Genomic DNA, 3,632 nt, shown 5'->3' on the forward strand with positions numbered 1-3,632 from the left:
GCGATGCCGTCGATGACGCCGATGATGTCGACGATCTTGTTGGACGAGCCGCTGATGGACGCCATCGTGGCCACCACCTCGTCGACCACCTGGCCGCCCTGCACCGCGAAATCGGACGCGGACATCGCCAGCTGGTTGGCCTGCCGGGCGTTGTCGGCGCTCTGCTTGACGGTGGCGGTCAGTTCCTCCATCGACGCCGCCGTCTCTTCCAGCGCGCTGGCCTGCGCCTCGGTGCGCGAGGACAGGTCGCGGTTGCCCGAGGCGATCTCCCCCGCGGCACTGGCGATGGTGTCGGTCGCGCCGCGGATCTGGCCGACGGTGGTCGACAGGCTGCGCTGCATGCGGTCCATCGCCACCAGCAGGCTGTCGGCATGCGCGCCGCGCAGGTCCACCGCCACGTTCAGGTCGCCGGCACCGATGCGGTGGACGATCTCCGAGGCATAGGCCGGCTCGCCGCCCAGCTGGCGGTAGATGCTGGTCGCCAGGCGCCAGCCCAGCAGGCCGACCACCGCCATCAGCGCCAGGCCGATCGACAGCAGCACCGCGGCGCTGCGCCAGAAGGCCTTGTCGATGTCGTCGATGTAGTCGCCGAAGCCGACGATCCAGTCCCAGGGCTCGAAGCGGGTCACCGCGTAGAGCTTCTCGACCTCGTCCTTGGTGTTGGGCCGCGTCCCCGGTGCGATCACGGTGCCGACCTTGCGGCCTTCCAGCGCGGCGCGATAGCGCACGCCGGCCTCCTTGCCGCCCTTGGCGTCGACGATGCCGACGCGCTTCGGATTGGGATGCACCAGGTTGACGTCATCGCTGTAGCCGCGGACGAAGAAGTAGAGCTCGTCCTTGCGGAAGCTGCCGATGATCAGCTTGCCCTGGCGCTGTGCCTCCTCGCGGGTCAGCTTGCCGGCGAGCTCCTGCTCGTGCAGCTTCTCGAGCGCGGCCTGGGCCAGCACCACCAGCGTGGACAGCTGCGCGGTGCGCTCCTTCATCATCGTCTGGCGCAGCGTCGTCAAGGACACCGTTGCCAGGACCACCATGCCGATCAACGCGGCCAGACACAGGAAAAGAATGCGGGTGCGGAGTTTCATGAGTGGGAAGAGAACGGCGCCGCCACGCCCGATGCACGGGGCGGCGCGAATGGACCAGACAGCACTATCGGCTCGTTCCGTTCGATGCTGAATCCCCATCGCCGCTAACGCACGGCGTTATGCGTCACTACCTCACGGCCGCGCCCCCACGGTCGGCCTGCCGTGCGCCGTCACGCCGGCCCGTATCCCCAACTTGACCGCTTGCGACGCCAGCGCCCGGCGCCTAGGCTGGTCCATTGCCACTGCGGGAGACGGCCATGCCCCTCGACCCTGACGCGCGTGCCGACGGCATCGCGCTCGCGCTGTCCGGCGGCGGCTTCCGGGCCGTGCTGTTCCATGTCGGCGTGCTGTGGCGGCTCAACGAGCTAGGCGTGCTGGGCCGGCTGGCGCGCCTGTCCAGCGTGTCCGGCGGCTCGATCGCCTCGGGGCTGCTGGCCGTGCGCTGGCCGCGGCTGGCCCTCGATGGCGACGGGCACTCCCCGCGTTTCGAGGCCGAAGTCGTGACACCGCTGCGCGAGTTCTGCGCCCGCAACATCGACGTGGCCTCGGTGCTGTCGGGCGCCTTCAATCCCTTCCGGTCGGCCGGCGAGGCCGTCGCCGAGGAATATCGCCAGCGTCTGGGCCTGGACGCCTCGCTGCAGTCGCTGCCCGACACGCCGCGCTTCGTGTTCAACGCGACCAACTACGCCACCGGCGTCAGCTTCCGCTTCTCCAAGCCCTACGCCGGCGACTACCGCATCGGCCTCATCCCGAAACCGCGCTTCGACGTGGCCACAGCGGTCGCCTGCTCGAGCGCCTTCCCGCCGGTCCTGGCGCCGATCGCGCTGGACGTGCGGCCGGAGGACTTCACCCGCGTCGATGGCGCCGACCTCTACGACCAGGTCGACTACCGCCGCCGCCTGATGCTGGCCGACGGCGGCGTCTACGACAACCTCGGACTGGAAACCGTCTGGGGCCGCCATGCCACGGTGCTGGTCAGCGACGCCGGCAAGCCCTTCGACATCGATGCCGGCATCGGCACGATGGCCCCGCGGCAGGTGCTGCGCGCGATGGACATCGGCCTGAACCAGGCACTGGCCCTGCGCAAGCGCATGCTGATCGCGGCCTACGCGCGCGGCGAGGCCCAGGGCGCGTTCTGGGCCATCGACACCGACATCGCCGACTACCCCGCGACCGAGGTGCCGGCGCTGTCCGTCGATCCGGCGCGGATCGCCGACCTCGCGGCGATCCGCACGCGCCTGGACCGCTTCAAGGAACAGGAGCAGTGCGAGCTGATCAACTGGGGTTACGCGGTCAGCGACGCCGCGCTGCGTTCCCGCGCGCCGGCGGTGGTCTTCCGCTCCCAGGCACCCGCCTGGCCCTATCCGCGGCACGCGTTGTCCTGAGCGCGTCGCCACGACCGCCATGGCCGAGGTCTTCCGCATCGAGCTGCTGCCGGCGCGGCACGGCGACTGCCTGCTGCTGAGCTATGGCGACGCGGCGCGGCCCCATCGCGTGCTGATCGACGGCGGACCGATCGGCGCCTATGGCGCGCTGTCGGCCCGCCTGGCGGCGCTGCCCGAGGATCAGCGCGAGCTGGAGCTGCTGGTCATCACGCATGTCGACGGCGATCACATCGAGGGCTGTCTCAAGCTGCTGAATCATCCGGAGCTGGCCACCTTCCGGGACATCTGGTTCAACGGCTGGCCGCACATCGCGCAGGAACTGAAGGAGCCGCCGCCCGCCCCGCGCCAAGCGCCATCCGACGAGGCCGGCATCCACCAGCGCAGCGCGATGCAGGGCACCGAGATCAGCGTGCGCATCGATGGGCGCCAATGGAACGCGGCCTTCGAAGGCGCGCCGGTGTTCGTGCCCGCGACCGGCCCGCTGCCGGTGCGCGAGCTGCCCGGCGGCCTGCGGCTCACCTTGCTCTCGCCGACGCTGGACAAACTCGTCAAGCTGCGCACCGCCTGGAGCCGCGCCCTGGAGCGCGCCGAGGTCGACCCGGCGAACGAGGCGGCGCTGCGCGCGCGGCTCGATGGTCGCGCGGCCTATCGCGCCTCGGGCGCGCGGCTGCGGCCGACGCCGGACCAGATGATGTCGTCGGCGGCGCTGGCGCTCGGACCGATGGATGACGCGGTGGCCAACGGCTCGAGCATCGCCGTCATCGCCGAATACGCCGGTCGACGCCTCGCGCTGCTCGGCGACGCGCATGCGCCGACGCTCGCGGCGACGCTGGGCCGGATGGCGGCCGCGACAGGCGCCGCGACGCTGCGGCTCGACGCGGTCAAGCTGGCCCACCACGGCTCGGCAGCCAACCTCAGCCCGGACCTGCTCGGTCGGATCGAGTGCGGCACCTGGCTGGTCTCCACCGACGGCAGCCTCTTCCAGCATCCGGACGACGAAGCGATCCACGCGGTCGTGCGGCAGGTGCCAGGCGCACGCCTGCTCTTCAACTACCGGTCCGCGCGCACCGCGCCATGGGGCGAGCCGGCAATGCGCGCCGCGCACGGCCATCAAGCTTTCTACCCGCGCGATCCCGCCGCCGGCATCGCGCTGGACCTGATGACC

The 3,632-nt window shown here is 71.0% G+C and carries 3 protein-coding genes; 2 read left to right on the plus strand and 1 reads right to left on the minus strand.

From position 1 onward, the window contains the following. Positions 1-1,082, minus strand: a 1,082-nt coding sequence (locus tag FUT87_RS27480; RefSeq protein ID WP_147243024.1) for a cache domain-containing protein, incomplete at its 3' end; no start/stop codon positions are given. A gap of 257 nt (positions 1,083-1,339) precedes the next feature. Here FUT87_RS27480 and FUT87_RS27485 point away from each other — a divergent pair. Then, positions 1,340-2,467 carry a patatin-like phospholipase family protein gene (locus tag FUT87_RS27485; protein ID WP_147241681.1) on the plus strand — a complete coding sequence of 376 codons (1,128 nt, stop codon included), beginning with the start codon at positions 1,340-1,342 and terminating at the stop codon, positions 2,465-2,467. Between the two features lie 19 nt (positions 2,468-2,486). Continuing rightward, positions 2,487-3,632 (plus strand): hypothetical protein (locus FUT87_RS27490; protein WP_147243025.1); only part of this gene is annotated, 1,146 nt, incomplete at its 3' end.

The sequence above is a fragment of the Mitsuaria sp. TWR114 genome (genome assembly GCF_007997345.1).